Source organism: Aquirufa rosea, assembly GCF_004118285.1.
Lineage (GTDB): Bacteria > Bacteroidota > Bacteroidia > Cytophagales > Spirosomataceae > Aquirufa > Aquirufa rosea.
Genome location: NZ_SDHY01000008.1, coordinates 25,010 through 45,066, shown reverse-complemented (window position 1 = coordinate 45,066; position 20,057 = coordinate 25,010). Strand labels below are relative to the sequence as shown.

Here is a 20,057-nt window from a genome sequence, read left to right as displayed (position 1 = left end):
TTTAGTTCTTAATCATTAATTTGGCAAAGCTAAGCAGCAAGGTTTTTTCTCCAACACCCTGTTTAAAATCGATGATGGCTTTTCTCTCGGCGCCATTTATTTCAATTTTCTTGATTATGCCGAATCCAAATTTTTGATGTTCGACTTCCTGACCTGCTTGCAATTGCAATGGGTCAGAGGGTACAAAATTGCTGGATACCACATGTTGGTAGGCAGTGTTTTGTTTAGGTTTCTGAATTAATTGAGTCGCAGATGGGCTAGTTGAGCTAGAGACAAAACCGGTCTTTTGGACAGGTCTAAAAGCTTGAACCTCTTTTTTAGTGGCGCTTTTTGCCATTTTTAGATAGGAGCTGTCTATTTCGTCTAAGAATCGACTTGGCTCGCAGGATTTTAATCGGCCGAATTGATAACGGGATTCCGCATAGGAAATCATGAGTTTCTTTTCTGCCCGGGTGATGGCCACGTAAAATAACCTACGCTCCTCCTCTAAGTCGGCCTGGCTTTGTAGCATCATTTGGCTAGGGAATAGGTCCTCTTCCAATCCAACTAAAAAGACATGTTTGAACTCCAAACCTTTGGCCGAGTGAACGGTCATCAAGGTAACTTTATCTCGATCATTGGGATCCTCCTGGGTGTCAGCATTGGTTAAAAGAGAGACAGACTGTAAAAAGGTAGCCAATGTTTTATCCTCGTTTTCTGGATCGTCCACAAATTGCTTGATGGCATTCAGCAACTCTTGTAAGTTTTGGTAGCGCGCTAATCCTTCAACCGTTTTATCTTCATACAATTCTCGGAGTAATCCTGAAGCTTTGGCCACCTGGTTGGCTATCTCATAAGCATCCTTTTGTTCCACCTCAGCCATTAGTTTGAATGACTTGATCAAGTCGGCAAAACCTTCAATAGCCGCTGTTCCTCTATTTCCTTGGAAGGTCTGAATATTGGAAATTACCTCCCAAATGGAGCAATTGTTTTCCGCTGCTGTAACTGCAATTTTAGCGATGGTCGTATCTCCAATCCCTCTTTTAGGTAGGTTGATAATTCGTTTAAAGGCTTCTTCATCATTCTGGTTGACGACAAAACGTAAATAAGCTAAAACGTCTTTGATTTCCTTTCTCTGGTAGAAAGACAATCCGCCAATGATTCGATATGAAATATTTAAGCGTCTTAATGATTCCTCGAATGAGCGGGATTGGGCATTGGTTCGGTATAAAATGGCAAAATCTGACCAGCTTAATCCTTCCCTTTGTTTGGTTTCAAAGATGGTGGAGGCAATCATTCTCCCTTCCTCATTATCGCTACCAGCACGAATAATTTCAATCAGATCACCTACTTCATTGGAGGTAAAAACATTTTTCTCCAATTGGTTTTTATTGCGTAAAATGATGGAATTAGCTACAGCGACAATGTTCTTAGTGGATCGGTAATTCTCTTCTAATTTGATGGTAGTTAGGTCAGAATAATCTCTTTCAAAATTCAAGATATTTTGAATATCGGCTCCACGGAAGGCATAGATACTTTGAGCATCATCTCCTACTACACAGATATTTCGATGTACAGCTGCTAGTTTTTTAGTTAGCAAATATTGTGACACGTTGGTATCTTGAAACTCATCCACCATCACATGTTTGAATTTGTGTTGGTACTTGTTCAATACATCCAAATGGTCTCTAAACAAAATATTGGTTTGGTATAATAAATCATCAAAGTCCATGGCATTTGCCTGAAAGCAACGGGTACAATAGCTTTGATAAATTTCGCCCATTCGAGGAATGCGGGCCATTCGATCTTCTTCTGCCAGCAGCGAGCTATTTTGATATTGTGCGGGGCTTATCAATCTGTTTTTGGCTCCGGAAATTCGGTTTAATACCAAATTCACTTTGTAGACCTTATCATCTAGATTTTGTTCTTTCAGGATAGTTCGAATCAAGGACTTGGAGTCATCCGTATCATAAATGGAGAAATTGGAAGTATAGCCCAGTTTTTCTCCTTCAAAACGTAAAATTTTTGCGAAGATAGAGTGAAAGGTTCCCATCCAAATGTTTTTCGCGTCCTTTCCAATAACACTTTCAATACGATGCCGCATCTCACCAGCAGCCTTGTTGGTAAAGGTTAATAGGAGAATTTGAAAGGGATCTACCCCCTGCTGAATGAGATGAGCTGTACGATAGGTTAACACGCGGGTCTTGCCAGAGCCGGCTCCAGCGATAATCATAAGTGGGCCTTCTGTGTGTAAAACAGCCTGTCGTTGGGGCTCATTCAAGCCAGCCAAATAATCCATATGTGGGAAATTAATTGATGGGAAAAATAGAATTAAAATTACAAAATTTTTGGGCAGGGAATGGGGTGTTTTGCTTGATATTTTATGCTAAAATTTTTGTCTTGGGCAAAAAAAAGGCGCCTAAAGCGCCTTTTGAAAATTCTGATTATTTACTGAATGGCAATCAAATCTCTTTTAGTTTCAGTTAAGATATTGAAGGTCTTGGATTTAATTACATTCTTACGAGAATCTAAGATCAACATTTTGTATTGACCATCATTTAGATTGGAGAAATTAAACAATTTCTTGTTGCTCAGTAACTCGCGCGTAATTTGATTGTTGTCTTCATCGTATATAACGACATACATAGGAGCTGAGGTTTCTGCGCTTACCAAGAATTTCATTTTTCCTACTTGATCAATGGAAACGGGAAGGGATAAATCTGCTGCATTGGCAGAACTGACAGACAGGCTAGCGGCTAATACAATAGCGGCTATCGCATTTTTGGTGATGAAATTTTTCATAATGTTGTTTTAATAAATGCTTGATTAATAATTATTTAGGCGGAATACTTCCGTTTTCTGATTCAAAACTAGAATTTTCATGTTAACTCCAAATTAATTGCGTAAAAAATTTCACTTTTTTAAGAATATTCCTCTTTAAAAAATTATATTTCTTCAAATAATTCTATTTTCAATTCAATGTTACGAAATGGTTAAATTTTTATCCGATTATTTAACATTTAGAAAACATATAGATAATAGCGTGTTAACCATCAGGCCAGTGATTGCCGGTAATTTTGTGCCGTAATCAATATAAGCACAGATGAATACACACCAATTAGTTAGAAATTTTGTAATCGTTTTAGTATCGTTGGCGTCGTTTGGTCATACTTTTGGCCAGGTGGGTAAAATTAAAGGAACTATAACAGATCCTGTATCAAAAGAAGCAGTTATCGGGGCAACCATTCGTTTAGAGGGTTTAACTATCGGTGCTAGCACAGGCATTGAGGGGAATTTTGAATTAGCATCTGTCCCAGCAGGTATTTATAAGTTGGTGGTTAGTTCGGTTGGGTATCAAACGCAACAAATTCCTAATCTTCGGGTGGAATCAGGTAAAGAAACCATCATCACCATTTCACTTTTAGAAGATAACAAGACCTTAGCTAACGTAGTAGTTAAGGCTCAAAAAATTACCACTTCCGAGGTGGCCGTTTTAACAGAAACAAGACAGTTACAGCAGATTGCAGTAGGTATTTCGGGCCAACAAATCCAAAAAACACAAGATCGTGATGCATCAGCAGTGGTTAGAAGAATTCCAGGGGTGTCAATTTTTGATGAGCGATTCGTCGTTGTTAGGGGCCTCAATGAGCGTTACAATACGGTTTTGGTCAATGATATTATCACACCATCTACGGAAGTTGATTCTAAAGCATTCTCATTTGATTTAATTCCAAGTTCCATTATCGATCGTATGTTGATTTTTAAGTCTGCCTCTTCTGACTTACCGGGAGATTTGGGGGGTGGTGCTATTAAAATATATACTAAGACAGTACCGGATGGGAATACTTTTTCTGCTAGCTTTTCTACTAGTTACCGTTCTGGAACTACGGCTCAAAAAGCTATGTCTTATGTAGGTGGAAAGACAGATTGGTTAGGCTTTGATGATGGGGGCCGTCAGCTGCCAACGGGTTTTCCTTCTAGAAATAGTATTGCCACGGCAGGAAATACTGAGGCGGTGATCTCCCATTTCAGAAATTTGCCGGCATTTTATCAAGTAGAAGATAAAAATGTGTTACCTGATTTTAGAGGGAATTTAAACTTTGCTCACCGTTGGTTTTTAGGAGACAAGGAGCTTACTAACTTCTCTTATGTGAATTATTCGAATACCAACCAGTCTTTTCAAATGCAGCAAAGAAGGTTCACCTTCTTAGGAGATACCGAGAAATATTACCAAGATCAATCTTTATCTCAAAATGTGCGTATTGGAATGATGTCTAACTGGGCATTAATTCTTAATCCAAGTAACAAATTGGAATTCAGGAATTTGTTCAATCAAATTGGTATCAAGGAAACGGTTTTTCGTAATGGATATAATGAAAATGTGGATTTGAATAATGCATCATTCCGTTATGAGCAGCGTTCAATTTACTCTGGTCAGTTTAGTGGAACACACGAATTGTCCCCTGTTAGCAAATTGAAATGGGTTACTGGCTTGGGGTATACCTTCCGATCAGAACCAGATTATAGAAGATATACAAGAAGTAGAGAAAGAAATTCTAATGGCCCATTTACCTTTGATTTACAGCAGTCAGATAGTCCTACCTTGCAGCAGTCTGCCCGTTCATTCTCCCATGTAGAAGAGTTTATTTATACCACTAGAGCGGATTTTGACCATATTTTAAAGGAAAATGAAGATGAAAAGTTAAGGACAACCTTTCGAGTAGGAATCTACACGGAATATAAGGAGAGGGCGTTCTCAAATCGTTGGTACGGTATCACGAACCCAAACCGATTATCCTCTGATAACTCATTGTTGAAGCAAGATCCTGCTAGCTTTTTCAATCCGAATAATTTAAGTGGAAACACGATTTATTATGGGGTGGGAACCAATTTTGAGGATAAGTATACCGCACAGAATACGTTTGGTGCAGCCTATGCTCAATTGTATCTTCCGATTGGTGACAAATTAAATGCCACAATTGGTTTACGTGGGGAATATAATAATCAGGAATTACAAAGTAAGGAAAGAGGTTCAGGTGTGCCAATTAAAGTATCAAATCCAGTTTTTAGCCCATTACCGTCCCTGAATTTGGCCTATAATTTTACGACTAAGAATTTGTTGAGATTTGCTTACAGTTCGACCGTTAACCGTCCAGAGTTCCGTGAGTTAGCACCATTTACTTATTATGACTTCGTATATGATGTGACTCGCACGGGTTTTATTCCAAGAGCGGATAAACAGAAATTATTAAATGCGACCATTAATAATTTTGATTTGAGGTATGAATTATATCCTTCCAAATCGGAGTTGATTTCAGTTGCTGTATTCTACAAGAAGTTCTTGAACCCAATTGAATCCAAAGTCTTTTATAATGGAAGTACGGTTGCCTTTACGGTGGATAATGCAACAGAGGCGACAAGTGCTGGAGTGGAATTGGAAATTAGAAAGCAATTAGCTCCTAATTGGGTGGCATTATTTAATGCGGCTTTGATCAATAGTAATGTGCGTGCAGGTCAGTCAGATAATATGTTGAACCGTAATCTTCAAGGGCAATCACCTTATTTAGTGAATGCTGGAATATTCTATGAGAATGCGGATAAAGGATGGCAGGCCAACATATTATACAATGTAATTGGTAAGAGAATCTTCGTGATAGGAGATAGCCAATTGTCCGCAGATATATATGAAATGCCAAGAAACGTAGTAGATATCAATATCACTAAGGCTATCACCAAAAAGATTGATTTCAAATTAGCCATTCAAGATTTATTAAACCAGAAGTTTTCTTTAGTGCAGGACACCAATCGTGATGGAAAAATCACCGATCAAGATGGAGTATATCAGGAGTACCACCGTGGAAGTTATTATACCATGGGAATTACGATGAAGTTCTAGTGTTGGCATAAAGAAAAATGATAAGTAGTAACAATTAAAAACATATAAAAAAACAAATTCATGCAACAATTACGTGTCATTTTCGCTTGTTTGCTTACGGCTGCCATAGGTTTGTCAGCCTGTACTAAAAACGATTCAGAGGTAGAAATTACGGTACCTGCACCTTCCAATCGTAAGGTGGTGGAAGTTTCTGGTAAGATTACGGCCAACACGACTTGGAAAGAGTCTGAGAAGTATTTATTGAAGGGATTCGTCTATGTAGAATCTGGAGCAACCTTAACCGTGGAGCCTGGAACTATCATATTAGGGGATAAAATCACCAAGGGAACTTTGATTGTGAAACCAGGTGGTAAAATTATTGCCAGAGGTACAGCAGCAAAACCGATTGTTTTTACTTCAGCTCAGGCAAAGGGGTCTAGAAATTATGGGGATTGGGGTGGTTTGATTTTGTTGGGTAATGCGCGTGTGAATAAATCACCGGCGACTATTGAAGGAGAAAATGTTTCGACTTTCGGTGGTTCAAATGATTCAGATAACTCTGGAGTATTGAAATACGTTCGTATTGAATTTGCGGGTATAGCCTTTGAAACAGATAAGGAAATCAACGGATTAACTCTAGGGGGAGTAGGAGCCGGAACGGAGATCGATTATGTACAGGTATCTTACAATGGCGACGATGCTTTTGAGTGGTTTGGAGGAAATGTGAATGCCAAGCACTTAGTTTCTTATAGAAATTTAGATGATGATTTTGATACGGATTGGGGTTATAGCGGAAACGTTCAGTATGCTTTGTCGATCCGTGATCCACAAGTGGCAGATCAGTGTTCTTGTTCAGACAGCAATGCTTTTGAATCAGATAATGATGCTGCTGGTTCTGATGCTACGCCACAAACAAGCGCTAAGTTTGCCAATGTGAGTGCCTTTATTGCGGATGGTACAGTAGACAAAAAATACCGTTCAGCTATGCGTATTAGAAGAAATTCGGCCATTTCTGTTATCAACAGCTTATTTGTGGGTGGCTGGGTAGCTAAAGGTGGATTGGAATTAGAAGGAACAGCCTCTCAAAATAATTTTGTGGCAGGTAAAAATATTTTAGCGGGTTTGGTAGTAACAGGTATGTTAAATCCAATAGTTACTGGAGACCAAACTATGTTGAAAGATGCATCCCGTAAAAACCAGTTTGGTGTGGCAGCTGAGACATTAGGTTTAACTGCGGGGTATAATCGCTTGCAAGGAAAGCCAAGTTTAGTTTTGACGAGTTCGTCTAAATTATTAGGTGCGGGAGTTAGTTTACCTACAGGTTTTGAAGCTAACACCAATATTGGTGCTTTCGGAACGACGGACTGGACAGAGGGTTGGACTAACTGGGATCCACAAAATACTGATTACTAAGATTTTATATTGGTGTAATTCAGAAAATGCCGAAAGGTTTCCTTTCGGCATTTCTTTTATTTGCGGTAGTCTCTTCTACAAAAAATCATAATCAATCCATACAAGTTAAGTTGGATTGTCAGACGAATGTTTTGGTACTTATTTTATTTTCTGGAGAGGTTTATCCGATTAGATCATCCAAATAGTTTTTTAGCATGTCATAATGTAGTCAATCATTTTGGGGCAGTTATACTTGAAAATTATTCCCAGATTAAAGGGTCGTCTGATATGGAAGAAATGATGGATGTGATTACAAGTTCATGGGTAGAAAGCCCTCCCAGTATGCCCGAAGGTTCCCCAATGAAATCTTGAGAGGTAGATATCATTCATTTATGGATTATGTAAGGGGTGATAAATTATTGAAGAAGGCTTAAGTAAAATAAGGCATTTTCCATGCCGATGTGGAGGAAGTGGTTTTTAGGATAATTTTTTTAAAAAATACAGGATGCTTAGTATTCCAATGATAATGCCCGCGAAACCCAAAAGATTGACCCAATCAAAGAATATGGTGACTAAGTTCCAATTTGGAAAAAGGATGGCACTGCATAAAAGTAAGATGTTATAGCCTAAATAACCCGTAGAATCTACTATGTACATAAGAAAACCCATGTTGGCCCTATGTTTACTGATAGCAATCATTCGTTCAAAAACGGAGGTTGTGATAGTCAAATAGGGTAAATAAATCCCGAGCCCCAACAAAACCACTAACCAAAAACTGGAGAGGTAGGTCTGCCCCCAAAAACCACAACAAATAAGTAAGAAAAAGCCTATCAGGATTATACCTAAACTAATGTAAAAGGCATGGGCATTGTTTTTGACCCAAACCAAACTTCCATTGATAATCAATATGGCGACCGTTACCCAGATTTCAGTTTGGGTGTACATGGAGGCAGTTCCTTGAATGCCCAAGTAATCCCAGACTTCAGGTGCAAAGTCAGATCTTATTCCTCTTAAAAGAGAGGAAAATAAGTACAGTAAACAAATTCCCAAGATGCCAGGGCCCAGTGATTTGATTAAATGAAGTCTATCTTGTGCAGACATAGGAATTCGTTCTGAACGATGCGCAATGTCAGTTGCTGAGGGCTTGGGGATTTGTTGTAGCATCCAAACGAAAAAGAGAAATGGTAGGGTGAACAACAAACCAGCTACGAAGGGCATCCAGTTTTCAGTAATGCCCGCGTTTAGTAATATTTTACCTACAGACTTGGAAACCCCATCAGCTAAGATGAAACTAGCGCCTAAGCTAGCAATGAATAATTCTGTATTTTTTTTGCCTTCCAAAAAACCTTGGATGTATCCAAAAATCATCCCTAAGGGGAGGCCATTGATAAATAAAAAAACAAGACTCCACGGTTTTGGAGCATACCCAAATCCCAATAAGGCAATTTCAGCAATTAGTACACTCCATAAAATCGCGCGAATTCTCTTTTCCCAGGAAATGGAAGAAACAAAAAATATACCGCCACATTTGGATAACATATATCCGGCAATTTGGGATGAAATTAATATGGATTTCCAAGGTATCCCTAGCCAATGTTGCTCTTCATAAAGCCCAGCTGTAAAGGGTTTTCTATAACCATAAACACAAAAATAACAACCGAATGCGGCAATCATGGACCAAAGTGGGTGGCTAAACCATGCGCGAAAGGAAGAGGAACCTTTAGCTCTATAATGTGATTGAATGATCATAAGGAGACCTCCTCCAATATGTCCAAATAATAGGCAAGTGGTAGAACTTGTAACCCGGGAATTTTAGCCGTGTCATCATATTTTCTAAGTTCAATGGCCGATTGAAAATATGGGTTTTGTTCAAAGGCTTGACACTCTTCTTCCTTCATGGCTCCACCTTGTAATTGTAGGCTAATTAAAGAAGGCTCACTTAGCAAATCTTGGTAGCCAGTTTCACGTGTACATAAATAGCGTTTTGCATCTACATGTAAACGGATTGGCTCGGTGACATTTTCATGGAAGTAAGTAGTTAGAAAGTCATGTGCCAGATTTTCATGTTGATCATCAATTCCCATATCTGGTGCGTCGTCAGGTAGAGCATGTAAAATATGACCTACATCATGCAATAAACACGCAATGATAAGTGCGGATGAGGCACCATGATCTTTTGCTAATTGGGCACATTGTAAGGCATGTTCTAATTGGCTTACTGATTCACCACCATATTGAGAATTCCCCAATTCGGCAAACATGATTTGGACTTTTTGAGTAATCTCTTTCATCTGCTATTTCAAGTATTTTATGTAATTTAAGCCCATTGAAAAGCGTAAAAAATACCCTAGAAGCGATTTAAAATAGATTTCATATTGCCATAATATATCCGTAAAATGAACCCAGGTTTCTCCATTAGAAGAGCTAAATTAGAAGATGAAAATGCTGTCCTACAATTAGTGAATGAGCTCGAAAATAGGACATCCGATCCAAGGGTTTTCCATCTGATCTGGAAGGAGTACATTAGTCATGCACATACGTTTGTTTGGGTTGTTGAAAGCCAGGAAAATCAATTAGTAGGTTTTTTGAGTGTTATCGGTCAAAACCTATTACACCATGAAGGAATGGTGTATGAAATTCAAGAATTGATTGTCACTGCCGCTTGCCAAGGAAATGGATTAGGAAGGAAGTTAATAGAAACACTCCGAGCTGAACTGAAAGAAAAGGACGTGAAATCGATTGAAGTGACGTCGAATAAACGAAGAAAAGAAGCCCATGCTTTTTATGAAGCAATGGGCTTTACTAATTCACATGAAAAGTTTACGATCTATTTTTGAGATAGTCGAAGTGCAGCTTTCATTTTATCAAAAATGGCGGTATTGGGATAAATTCCCTGAAAGGCTTCAGAACCTGGACCAAAAGCAAACACAGGTACCATTTGTCCCGTATGTCCTTTCGTAATAAACGAGGCTTTTATCTCTCCTTTAGCCATATCACCCCCTAGTAGAGCCATACCTCCTGTTTCATGGTCTGCGGTAATAACTACCAAGGTTTCTTTATCTTTTTCAGCAAAATTTAAAGCGGCTTCTATAGTCTTGTTAAAATCTACCATTTCTGTGGCAGCATAGTTGGCATCATTGGCATGTCCACCCCAATCAATCTGTCCCCCTTCAATCATGACAAAAAATCCTTTTTTGTTTTTGGAGAGTATTTCAAAAGATTTTTTGGAAGCGTCCAACAGCACATCTCCTCTTCCCTCTATAATTTTCTTAGGATCGCCAGGGGCATATAGATACACGAATTTACCTTGTTTGATGGAATTCATTTCGGCATCTGATTCAACTACTTGGTATTTTTTAGCGCGTAATGAATCCAATAAATTTTGACCATCTTTCCTTTGGTCAAAGCTTTTTCTGCCACCCCCTACTACGATGTCTACATCTGTTTTTAGGAAATCTTTGGCAATTTCATCGTGCATATTACGCTTAATTTGGTGAGCAATAAATGCTGCGGGAGTGGCATCCGTAATGTCTGCGGTGCTCACCAGTCCAGTAGCTAGGCCCTTTTTCTCAGCCATTTCCAAAAGAGTGGGATGAGCCATTTGCGTAGCATCTACACCAATGGCTCCATTATAGGTTTTTTGACCGATGGAAAAGGCTGTAGCTCCGGCTGCAGAGTCGGTTACATAATTATCAGAAGATTGATTTTTATGAAAGCCAATATGGCGAATTCTCTCCAAGGCTAACTCACCTTTATTGAGAGTGAGTCCAGCATATATCTGACTGACGCCCATGCCATCACCGATGAGAAAGATGATGTTTTTGGGAAATTTTTTTTGAGAGCTTTGGCCAAAGTTATTAAAGGCAACAAATAATAGTAGGCTAAATGAAAGTAGTTTTTTCATGAAGGTTTAATATAGTTTATGAATATAATCAGCAGTAAATCCAGGGCTTGTCGTCATACCCTTCCCACCGATTCCAGTAATTATATGGATGACGTCATCCAACATTTTGGTAAATATATCGGATTTATTTGCTTGTAAGTAAAACCCTGCCCAAGTAGATTCTACCTCCCAGCTTTCCAATTCAAGTATTTTTTTGGCTTCAAGGAGCATCATTTCATTGATTTCAGTAGAAATTTCAAATCCCAATTGGGCTTGTTGATGAACGGGAGCATAGCTATGAGAGTCACCCAAAATGATTGATCCATCATCAGCTTGTTTGAATAAAATGTGAATTCCTTGATCTTGAAGTTTTTGCTGTTCTGCATTCGCTTGTATTCGAGCATAAGAAGGACAAAAATGGAAACTTTCATATCTGCGAATACTGAGACCAGTTAAAATATTTGCCTTTAATGTTCTTTTTTGAGACTTTAGTCGCATCATCTGAAGTTTACAGATTTTTAGTTCAGCTTGCGTATAGACTTCTGGAAATAAGAATTGAGTGTCCCTGCCATTTGCTATAATGATCTTATCGGCCCAAAAAACTTGCCCATTAGCACTTTGAATTTTAGCTATGCCACGTTTTTTTTCTACTGATATCACGGAATAAAGAGGGAGATAATGCAAACCCATATATTGAATTAAGTACTCTCTTACTCGATGTACCATTACTAAAGGATTAAGTGAAGCTTCATCTGGAAAATATAAACCTCCTTTCACATATTCTTTTTTAAGCATTGGGTTCTCCATCAAGCAAGCTTCGGCAGAAAAAAGTTTATTGGGATAATCTCTTTCAATAAATAATTGGTGCATTTCTTCTAACAAAGTCATTTCTTGATCATCAGAAGCATAGTACCAGCTACCATTTTTGACCATGGAAATGTCGGTATAGTCTTGTATATCTCTGTAAATTTTTAGGGATTTTCGGCCATAATCAAACCAATGGTTTAAGGATTGACCAGAAGGAACTGCTTGTCCAAAATTTCTGAAACTGGCTTCAAAGGGTTGACTATCTTTTTCTAATAGGAGTACTGACTTGCCTTTTTTTAAGGCATGATAGGCACAAAAAGTGCCGATGATTCCAGCACCTACTATGATCAAATCATACTTTTTCATGATTTATTTTTTCTATAATTGGGATTAATTCAGCGATGTTATTTAATAAGCCGTCGTTGGGAAATGGAGCTAATTGCTCGTAAGTATGAGTTCCATTGCAAACAGCCAGTGCCAATCGGATACCCGCGTTTTTGCCAAATGCTAAATCTACGGGAGTGTCTCCCACGTTGATAACCTTACTTTTATCTGAAATACCTAATCTGGACATAGCAAATTCAATCATGTCGGGGGACGGTCTCCCAACACCTCGAACTTCATCTGGGCAGATCGAAAGGTGAATACCAGCATTATTGTGAATATTCATATAATTATGGTCGAGTGATTGCCCCCAACCTATTTTAGCTAAAATGATATTGGCCACTTTGCGGTAAAAGCCAGTTGTCAAGGCAATGTAAATACCTTGATGATGTAAGTATTCAAACAGTTGTAAACAACCTTCTGTTGGCCTCACATCGTGGTGTTGATAATGGTTTTCAAGAATTTCTTTAAAATCTTGGTATGAATCATCTGCTTTTGGGAGGATATTAGGGTGATTCTCACCTAAATGTTCTTCCCAAAGAGTTTGAAATACTTGCAATTTGGCATAGCCTTGCATGGAGAGAATTCGGGCATCACTAGCTTTTAGTCCATTTTTTTTGGCAGCCAATTTGAAGCAATGTTCTACTTCGTGTTCATCTATAATGGTAGTACCAGCCATATCCAATACGACTAACTCAATATTTTTTGATAACATACTTTGTTGGGAATGAATACGAATTTCCTGAAAGTAGATTAGCTACTTGTTAGCTGGATTTAAAATAATTGTAAAGATAAATTAGGTCTTATCTTCTTTGGCTAGAGCCTAATAAGTCGACCTAATAATGGCTTAATAGCTGGATAATAGTTTATTAATCTGACTCTAAATTTCTTAACAATTCCTTATCCCTTGGCACATATTGAGCTTATCTGAGCCCCATACTTTTGTGGGAAAATTCGAGGAGGAGAATTCCAATGAATGAAAAGGTATTTTAACAGGGGATTACAGATAGGTATTGATAAGTCGACAATGGCTAAAGGTTATTTAGAACTTATAAGCCGCGTAGCACTTCATGAAGACCATTTAGTCTGAGAAAGCCATCCAGAAGTACTTGTCTTTTTTGGATTTAATTCCTGGAATGATTATGACACATTTCTTTAAAATTTAAAATCTTTATGAAGAACTATTTACAAAAATTGTCTCGAGAAAAGATGGCTCAGAAGTCAGTATGGCTAATGCTTATCTTTTTCCAATTGACAGCCATGTTGGCATTGGGCCAATCTAGAAGTATTAGTGGTCGAGTAATTGCCAAAGAGGACAATTCCGGGATTCCAGGAGTATCTGTCCAAATTAAAGGTACAAAACTAGGTACTAATACAAATGTAGAAGGACATTTTAGTCTATCTGTTAATCCCAATGCAGTATTGCAAATTTCTATGGTGGGATATCAAAAACAAGAGGTGTCGGTAGGTTCACAAACAGAATTGACTATTGTGCTTTCAAGTGATGAAAAACAATTACAAGAGGTGGTAGTGACCGCTTTGGGTATTAAAAAAGAAGTTAGGAAAATTGGTGTTTCCATTCAATCATTAGACGGAGCCTCAGTAGTAAAAGCACGTGAACCTAATGCTATAAATGCATTGGCAGGAAAGGTAGCTGGTTTGACAGTGGGTGCACAGCCAGAGCTCTTACGAAAGCCTACTATTTCATTAAGGGGTAACTCTACCGTGTTATATGTGGTAGATGGGGTCCCTATCAACTCAGATACATGGAATATTTCTCCAGATGATATTGAAACGTATTCGGTTTTGAAAGGAGCTTCAGCTTCGGCATTATATGGTTTTCGTGGAAAGAATGGAGCAATCTTAATTACGACCAAGCGTGGGTCAAAAGACAAAAGAGGATTCTCTGTTGAGGCAAATTCATCTACTATGATGGAGAATGGATTTTATGCGATTCCTGTAGTTCAGGATGAGTATGGCCCAGGTGATCACGGTCGTTATGCCTTTGTGGATGGTAAAGGAGGCGGATTAAATGATGGAGATTATGATGGGGGTTGGGGTCCAAAATTCAATGGTCAGTTGATTCCTCAATATGACTCTCCAGTAGATCCAATTACAGGAGTACGTGCGGGGACACCTTGGATTAATCGAGGTAAAGATAACTTGAAGCGTTTTTTAGAGGTAGGAATCCTATCTACCAATAACGTGTCAGTTTCAGCCACTGGCGATAAATACAATTTGCGTTTTTCTACTTCTCACATTTATCAAAAAGGTATTGTTCCAAATACCAAAATGAACATTACCAATTTCAATATTGTGGCAGATTACAAATTCTCAGATCGATTAAAATTTGAGTCAAATTTGCAGTATAACCGTCAATATACTCCCAATATCCCAGACGTTAATTATGGACCTAACTCCATTATTTACAATATGGTGTACTGGGCTGGTGCGGATTGGAACGTAGAAGATATGCGTAACTATTGGCAAAAAGGTAAGGAAGGCATACAGCAGATTTATGCGGAGTATCAGCGGTATAATAACCCATATTTTATGTCATATGAATGGTTGAGAGGCCATTATAAAAATGACGTTATTGGACAGGCCGCTCTTCGTTACCAATTAGCAGATGGCTTGGAAGTTTTAGGACGTACGCAAGTAACTACTTGGGATATGTTAAGAACGGAGAAATTCCCTTACTCAGCTGGATCTTATGGCCGTGATGAGCGCCGCGGTGATTACCGCGAAGATCGTCGTTCTTTGTTTGAGAATAATACGGAATTATTGGTTTCGTATGACAAAGATATTACGCGGGGATTAAACACGAAGATTACAGCAGGGGGGAGTATGAGAACTTTCCAATATAAATCCATGTACGGAACTACTGATTATTTAAATGTACCAGGTTTATACAATTTTGCCAACTCCTCTAATCCAGTGAAGGTATTTAACTTCGGTTCTGAAATGCGCGTTTTGTCAGCATATTATTCAGCGGATTTTTCATATAAGAATTTCATCACGGTATCTACCACGGGTCGTTTAGATAAATTATCTACTTTACCAGCAGGTAATAATGCTTTTTTCTACCCATCGGTTTCGGCTTCAACAGTAATATCTGATTACATAAAATTACCTGAGGTAATTTCCTTCTTCAAATTGAGAGCATCCTATGCGAATGTAAAAGATGGTTTAACTGCCTCCACGATAGGTACGACACCTTCCATAGGAAGTGGTAATCCAATAGGTTACGGAGAACAGTACCAGGCACCTTATGATGGCCCTGCCTATACTAATGCTGCTGTTTACTCTACTTTCCCATTGTACAACAATCAGACTGCGGCATCTTACACTAATACGTTGAATAATCCCAATTTGAATCCTAGTACGACCACTCAAAAGGAGATTGGATTGGATTTTCGTGTGATGAAGAATCGCTTAGGTTTTGATGTTACTTATTGGAATTCGTTGGATGGACCTTCTATTTTCTCCTTGCCTATTTCCACTACTTCTGGATATAGTGCAGCTTTGGTAAATGGTATCAAAACAGAGAAAAATGGTTTTGATATTGCCATTACGGGAACCCCCGTTAAAACAGAAAGTGGTTTCATTTGGGATGTGGTAGCTAATTACGGTTCCTACATTGAAACATTAAAAGAGATTTATCCTGGGGTTAATAGCTTAAATACATTCTTAAAAGTAGGTGATCGTTTGGACAAAATGTATGGCCGAGCTTTTGTACGTACTCCTGATGGAAAAATCATCAATGATGCTTCTGGTCGTCCTATATACAACCCGGTTGCCCAATATTTAGGAAATACTAATTCGGATTTTGTGTATGGTATCAATAACAAATTCACGTATAAAAATGTGAGTTTAAGTTTTCAGTTTGATGGTCGTGTAGGAGGAGTTATTTCTAACTATACACAGAAGCAAACCTACCGTGGTGGACGTCACATTGGTACAACTACCGGAATATTCGCAGAGGCCCGTCCACAGGATTTCTTGGGCGTAAAGGCTTTTGTAGGAGAAGGAGTTCAAATTAGCAATGGAGTGGCGATAGCTTATGATGTGGACGGTAAGGTTACTAATTATTCGGCTCTACAATACACGCCCAATACCACTAAGCAATTTGTGCAAGATTATGTTTCTAGATACTATAATACGGAGGAAGGAAATTTAATGAGCAGAACATTCAGTATGCTTCGTGAAGTGAATTTGACTTTCAATTTGCCAGCAGCTTGGTTCGGCAAATTTGTACATCAGGCCAATGTTTCTTTAGTAGGACGTAATCTATTCTATTTTGCCGAAAAGACAGATATTGACTTAAATCAGTATGTTTTTGGTAATGAATCAGGTCCGCAGACACCTTCGGTTCGTCGATATGGCGTGAACTTCAACATTACTTTTTAATCCTTTAAAATGATAAAGAAAATGAAAATGAAACAATATATCATTGCTTTTTTAGGCCTGGTAATGGTCACATTGAGTAGTTGTGAAAAACCTTTTGATCAGTTGGAGTTGGATACCAACAGACCTGTACATGTTCCTGCTTCTTTGGTATTCCAGGGAGTTGCTTATAGTATGTTCAATGATAACGGTCGACCATTCAGTGCGGAGATGCGATGGAACCAGTTTTATTGTTCCAACTATAATTATTATGCGACTAATGAATATACCTTTGGTCAAATGCCAAATCAATTCACAACGCTTAAAAACGTTGTTAAAATGGAGGAAGAAGCTAAGCGTGCTGGTTTAGCTGACTTAAATGCTTATTCTGCTTTAGGTAAGTTTTTTAGAGCCTATTTTTATGATCAAATGTCAAAACGCGTAGGAGATTTGCCTTTGACTGAAGCTTTGAATGGTATCAATGGAATAGCTCCTAAATATGATTCACAGAAAGCCATTTACATACAGATTTTAAAGTGGTTAGATGATGCCAATTCAGATTTAGCTAGTTTAATAACGAAAGGAGAATCTATTTCAGGTGATGTTTATTATAATGGGGATTTGAAGAAATGGCAAAAGGCCGTAAATGCGTATCGTTTACGTGTGTTGATTACACTTTCAAAGAAAGAGTTGGATGCAGATTTAGGAGTAAAGGCTAAATTTGCCGAGATGATAAGTAATCCTAGTAAATACCCTTTGATGACTTCCATGGCGGATAATTTGGAATTTAAGTGGAATAACTTCAATAAATATCCTTCAAATCCAGATAATTTTGGTTTTGATGCTACACGTCAAAATATGGCAGCCGCATATGTTAATTTGCTATCACGTTTGAGAGATCCTCGTGTTATGGTTACTTGTGAGCCTGCAGGATTTGAATTGAAATCGGGTAAATTACCTTCGGATTATTCTGCTTACGTAGGAGCTAGTTCTGCGGAAGATTTAGCTGATATGTCGGATAAAGCAGGAGTAAATAATGGAGCAGGTTTTGCACCTGGTAAATACTCTTTTCAAAACAGAAATCGCTACTACAAAAACTATACAGCAGAAAATACTTTTATCGCTGGATATCCTGAATTATGCTTTAATATCGCGGAAGGTATCGCTAGAGGTTGGGCTACTGGATCAGCTGAAGATTGGTATAAAAAAGGGATTCAAGCTTCTCAAGGATTTTACGGAATCAAGGATGGGGCAATTACCATGACTTATTCTAAAACAGGATCTATGGCTGCCGCAGATCAGGTAAATTATGTAATTGATTATTCTTTTGCCGATTATTATGCTCAAGCTAGCGTAAAATTTGATGCTAGTAAAGCGATTGAGCAGATAGTTTCACAGAAATATTTGGCCTTTTTTATGAACTCAGGAATGGAAGCTTATTTCAACTGGAGGAGAACGGGATTCCCTAAGTTTGATGTGGGAGTGGGTAATGGTAATTCAGGTAGAATAGCGGTTAGATGGATTTACCCCACTACAGAAAGAACGACAAACGCGACTAATTATAAAGCGGCTATTCAAAGTCAATTTAATGGCACAGATGATATTAATGACATTATGTGGTTGATGAAGTAGAATATATTTAAAATTGTCATCATAAAAGGCCGAGTTTTACTCGGTCTTTTTGTTTGATTAGCTTGCCGCAAATTTCTTTAAACCGATGATGCCAATGACGATAAGACTCATAAAAAATACTTCAACTAAATTGGTAGGGGTTTTGAAATAAAGCACATCAAAAAGTTTGACCAAAATGAGGGAACAAGCTGTCCAAACAGCCAAAGCAGTAGCGGTAGGTATATCTTTGAAGGCTACAGATAAACAATAAATATTGGCCACTCCAAAAAATATATAGCCCAACAAAGGAATGAATTCAGCACTAAATTCTTTAGAAATAAGGGAATATTGCTGAAAAGCATCTTTTAACCTTCCAAAGCTCATGAACTTTAAAGAAAATGTCCATCCAGTTTCAAAAATGGAGGCAATAAACAGATAGATCCAGGGCTTAATCATGCAATGAATTGATGAGAGCACAAAGTTCTTAAAATAGAATGCGAATAGCTAGTAATCGCTTATAATTTGAAATAGAATAAGTGAAAAGCGCGGAATTATACTTTTGGCATGGATAATCTACCATTGTTTTTTGGCCAGGCGATATGGATTCTTTTCGTAAGAAATGATTTCCAGCTATTCTTTCTATGGGGCTTCGGTTCAATCAAATCCCTCAAGTGAAAGTCCATGAGTTTGGCAGATTCTTGTATCCAATCTTGATAATGCGTATAATCTGTGACGTGTTGCTCTTGATAGGCCTTAAATATTTGAAGGTCAAAGCTATTAGCGGCAATTCCTGCACCTGCACGAGAGGCATCAAAAGCATTAATCATTTGTTCAATGTGATTAGGTACTGGCACCATCATGGCGGGCTTTCCTAGAAACATTACTTCAGCAATGGATTCAAAACCAGCTGTGGAAATGAGCCCTGTACATTGGGCCATTTTCTCTAAATACTTTTCTGCATTTATAGGATGAAAAGTTAGATTGTCTGAATGTATAAAAATATCCTTATGTGTTGGGTGATCCCAAAAACAATCCAATTGAACATCGGGGTTTTTTTCAGACCAGGCCATGATATCTTCCGCTAAACGGAAATGAGTCAAATAGGCTAACCAACGTTGACCGGAATAGGCTTTCAAGTCTTTTACTTCCTTTCGTAACAAAGGAGGAACCACCTCAATATTTCTGGCCAAGTCATTTTCTAAGGGTAAGAAGGAGAGCCCTAATTTTTTCTTCGAGCCTATACTGGTTATTTGGGTGTTCAGATTTAGGAAGAATTGGTCTATTTTCTTCTCTGGAATACTTTCAAAGTGTCGATTCAATAATAAATATTGATGACCAATAGAAAGGCAGGGTATTTTCGCTCCCGTTCTCCATTGGTGTAGCCCTGTTATGGATTCATAAAAATTGATGATGCCATCAGGAGTATATTCTTCTATAAACTTAGCTAGTTCAGAAGCACTATTCCAATAAGTCTTAAACTTGGTAAATGCTTGTAATGCCGTTTTACCCACTTGCACAGCCTTCCCATTCCCATAACAAATAGAAGGGCTTTCATATTGGATCAACGGTTTGTCACCAATGAATTCGGTAAAAAAGCTTGGTATTTTCCGATTTTGGGTGGATCCTACGGCATATCCAACTATTTCATGGCCAGCCTCTTGGGCGATTTGACTGAGTGAGATGGCTTGGGTCAAATGCCCCCTGCCTTCTCCTTGAACGGTAAATATAAATTTTCCCATG

The 20,057-nt window shown here is 38.3% G+C and carries 14 protein-coding genes; 5 read left to right on the top strand and 9 right to left on the bottom strand.

Going from position 1 to position 20,057, the window contains the following annotated elements:
• Position 1: 1 nt before the first annotated feature.
• Positions 2-2,278, bottom strand: a complete 2,277-nt coding sequence (locus ESB04_RS11595) for an ATP-dependent helicase (RefSeq protein ID WP_129027914.1) — start codon at positions 2,276-2,278, stop codon at positions 2-4.
• Between the two features lie 149 nt (positions 2,279-2,427).
• Complete coding sequence (locus tag ESB04_RS11590; RefSeq protein ID WP_129027913.1) at positions 2,428-2,781, bottom strand: hypothetical protein; 354 nt, start codon at positions 2,779-2,781, stop codon at positions 2,428-2,430.
• Positions 2,782-3,082: 301 nt separating this feature from the next.
• Here ESB04_RS11590 and ESB04_RS11585 point away from each other — a divergent pair, with 301 nt between their 5' ends.
• The gene (locus ESB04_RS11585; protein ID WP_129027912.1) at positions 3,083-5,875 is read left to right on the top strand and encodes a TonB-dependent receptor; all 2,793 of its coding nucleotides are present in this window, start codon (positions 3,083-3,085) and stop codon (positions 5,873-5,875) included.
• A 60-nt stretch (positions 5,876-5,935) separates the two neighbouring features.
• Complete coding sequence (locus ESB04_RS11580; RefSeq protein ID WP_129027911.1) at positions 5,936-7,267, top strand: T9SS C-terminal target domain-containing protein; 1,332 nt, start codon at positions 5,936-5,938, stop codon at positions 7,265-7,267.
• A gap of 456 nt (positions 7,268-7,723) precedes the next feature.
• On the opposite strand, the gene ESB04_RS11575 is transcribed toward ESB04_RS11580, so the two are convergent.
• Positions 7,724-8,995: a DUF5690 family protein gene (locus tag ESB04_RS11575; protein ID WP_129027910.1), complete on the bottom strand. Its 1,272-nt coding sequence runs from the start codon at positions 8,993-8,995 to the stop codon at positions 7,724-7,726.
• Complete coding sequence (locus ESB04_RS11570; protein WP_129027909.1) at positions 8,992-9,537, bottom strand: phosphonate degradation HD-domain oxygenase; 546 nt, start codon at positions 9,535-9,537, stop codon at positions 8,992-8,994. The genes ESB04_RS11575 and ESB04_RS11570 overlap by 4 nt, the downstream gene beginning before the upstream one ends.
• A gap of 105 nt (positions 9,538-9,642) precedes the next feature.
• On the opposite strand from ESB04_RS11570, the gene ESB04_RS11565 reads away from it, so the two are divergent.
• Positions 9,643-10,083 carry a GNAT family N-acetyltransferase gene (locus tag ESB04_RS11565; RefSeq protein WP_129027908.1) on the top strand — a complete coding sequence of 147 codons (441 nt, stop codon included), beginning with the start codon at positions 9,643-9,645 and terminating at the stop codon, positions 10,081-10,083.
• On the opposite strand, the gene ESB04_RS11560 is transcribed toward ESB04_RS11565, so the two are convergent.
• The 3 genes from ESB04_RS11560 to ESB04_RS11550 are packed head-to-tail and all read right to left on the bottom strand — an operon-like array spanning position 10,074 to position 13,035.
• Positions 10,074-11,150 (bottom strand): alkaline phosphatase, encoded by a 1,077-nt coding sequence (locus tag ESB04_RS11560; RefSeq protein ID WP_129027907.1) that lies wholly within the window; start codon positions 11,148-11,150, stop codon positions 10,074-10,076. The genes ESB04_RS11565 and ESB04_RS11560 overlap by 10 nt on opposite strands.
• A gap of 6 nt (positions 11,151-11,156) precedes the next feature.
• Complete coding sequence (locus ESB04_RS11555; RefSeq protein ID WP_129027906.1) at positions 11,157-12,302, bottom strand: TIGR03364 family FAD-dependent oxidoreductase; 1,146 nt, start codon at positions 12,300-12,302, stop codon at positions 11,157-11,159.
• Positions 12,289-13,035, bottom strand: a complete 747-nt coding sequence (locus ESB04_RS11550) for an HAD family hydrolase (protein WP_129027905.1) — start codon at positions 13,033-13,035, stop codon at positions 12,289-12,291. The genes ESB04_RS11555 and ESB04_RS11550 overlap by 14 nt, the downstream gene beginning before the upstream one ends.
• Before the next feature lie 458 nt (positions 13,036-13,493).
• On the opposite strand from ESB04_RS11550, the gene ESB04_RS11545 reads away from it, so the two are divergent.
• Both ESB04_RS11545 and ESB04_RS11540 read left to right on the top strand, forming a co-directional pair.
• The gene (locus tag ESB04_RS11545) at positions 13,494-16,730 is read left to right on the top strand and encodes a SusC/RagA family TonB-linked outer membrane protein (RefSeq protein WP_317127037.1); all 3,237 of its coding nucleotides are present in this window, start codon (positions 13,494-13,496) and stop codon (positions 16,728-16,730) included.
• 21 nt (positions 16,731-16,751) lie between these two features.
• Positions 16,752-18,338 carry a SusD/RagB family nutrient-binding outer membrane lipoprotein gene (locus tag ESB04_RS11540; protein ID WP_129027904.1) on the top strand — a complete coding sequence of 529 codons (1,587 nt, stop codon included), beginning with the start codon at positions 16,752-16,754 and terminating at the stop codon, positions 18,336-18,338.
• A 57-nt stretch (positions 18,339-18,395) separates the two neighbouring features.
• Here ESB04_RS11540 and ESB04_RS11535 read toward each other — a convergent pair whose 3' ends face one another.
• Positions 18,396-18,773, bottom strand: coding sequence for a DMT family transporter (locus ESB04_RS11535; protein WP_129027903.1), 378 nt, complete (start codon positions 18,771-18,773; stop codon positions 18,396-18,398).
• Between the two features lie 95 nt (positions 18,774-18,868).
• Positions 18,869-20,056 (bottom strand): glycosyltransferase family protein, encoded by a 1,188-nt coding sequence (locus ESB04_RS11530; protein WP_129027902.1) that lies wholly within the window; start codon positions 20,054-20,056, stop codon positions 18,869-18,871.
• Between the last annotated feature and the right edge of the window lies 1 nt (position 20,057).

Excerpts from the sequence above, each read along its gene's own strand:
- ESB04_RS11585 (WP_129027912.1), top strand. The coding sequence starts at position 3,083 with ATGAATACACACCAATTAGTTAGAAATTTTGTAATCGTTTTAGTATCG.
- ESB04_RS11590 (WP_129027913.1), bottom strand. The coding sequence starts at position 2,781 with ATGAAAAATTTCATCACCAAAAATGCGATAGCCGCTATTGTATTAGCC.
- ESB04_RS11565 (WP_129027908.1), top strand. The coding sequence starts at position 9,643 with ATGAACCCAGGTTTCTCCATTAGAAGAGCTAAATTAGAAGATGAAAAT.
- ESB04_RS11545 (WP_317127037.1), top strand. The coding sequence starts at position 13,494 with ATGAAGAACTATTTACAAAAATTGTCTCGAGAAAAGATGGCTCAGAAG.
- ESB04_RS11580 (WP_129027911.1), top strand. The coding sequence starts at position 5,936 with ATGCAACAATTACGTGTCATTTTCGCTTGTTTGCTTACGGCTGCCATA.
- ESB04_RS11555 (WP_129027906.1), bottom strand. The coding sequence starts at position 12,302 with ATGAAAAAGTATGATTTGATCATAGTAGGTGCTGGAATCATCGGCACT.
- ESB04_RS11560 (WP_129027907.1), bottom strand. The coding sequence starts at position 11,150 with ATGAAAAAACTACTTTCATTTAGCCTACTATTATTTGTTGCCTTTAAT.
- ESB04_RS11595 (WP_129027914.1), bottom strand. The coding sequence starts at position 2,278 with ATGGATTATTTGGCTGGCTTGAATGAGCCCCAACGACAGGCTGTTTTA.
- ESB04_RS11540 (WP_129027904.1), top strand. The coding sequence starts at position 16,752 with ATGAAAATGAAACAATATATCATTGCTTTTTTAGGCCTGGTAATGGTC.
- ESB04_RS11550 (WP_129027905.1), bottom strand. The coding sequence starts at position 13,035 with ATGTTATCAAAAAATATTGAGTTAGTCGTATTGGATATGGCTGGTACT.
- ESB04_RS11570 (WP_129027909.1), bottom strand. The coding sequence starts at position 9,537 with ATGAAAGAGATTACTCAAAAAGTCCAAATCATGTTTGCCGAATTGGGG.
- ESB04_RS11535 (WP_129027903.1), bottom strand. The coding sequence starts at position 18,773 with ATGATTAAGCCCTGGATCTATCTGTTTATTGCCTCCATTTTTGAAACT.
- ESB04_RS11530 (WP_129027902.1), bottom strand. The coding sequence starts at position 20,056 with ATGGGAAAATTTATATTTACCGTTCAAGGAGAAGGCAGGGGGCATTTG.
- ESB04_RS11575 (WP_129027910.1), bottom strand. The coding sequence starts at position 8,995 with ATGATCATTCAATCACATTATAGAGCTAAAGGTTCCTCTTCCTTTCGC.